1 protein-coding gene is annotated in these 429 nt (G+C 30.8%); it reads left to right on the forward strand.

The features are described 5' to 3' along the window. A partial coding sequence (locus UYK_RS27470) for a hypothetical protein (protein WP_040469587.1) occupies window positions 1–221 on the forward strand: 221 nt, incomplete at its 5' end. Between the last annotated feature and the right edge of the window lie 208 nt (window positions 222–429).

Below are 429 nucleotides of genomic sequence, written 5' to 3' on the forward strand. Positions count from 1 at the left end.
TTTTTAACGACAGCATTGAATTCATCTCATTGATCTTGCTCAGTCGTCAAGTCCATTTCACACAATCTTTTGTGCTGATTTTCTTTGATTTGTCAAGTTTTATTTATACCAAATTAGATGAGCTTACCCTGGTTAATCAAATTATTAATTTAACTTCAGAACGCCATTTTATTTTGAATTGTCTGCCATCCTCTTGCCAAAAATATTATCTGCTTTCTTAATCTAAACAACGTTAGGAGATTGAAGCACAATTTATTAATATCCGGAGGAACAGTAATTGTACCTCAAATTTTTATTGCTTACATAACCTATTTTATAGGTCAAATATTTTCTGTTGGATTATTTATCTTCATGCCGCAGATTCGTTCTATTACTATGAGTCTTAATTAGCCTGATTTTTTGTCTTTTATCTTGGCTGTAATCTCTTTA

Origin of the sequence: Fischerella thermalis PCC 7521 (assembly GCF_000317225.1) — a bacterium.
GTDB classification, from domain to species: Bacteria; Cyanobacteriota; Cyanobacteriia; order Cyanobacteriales; family Nostocaceae; genus Fischerella; species Fischerella thermalis.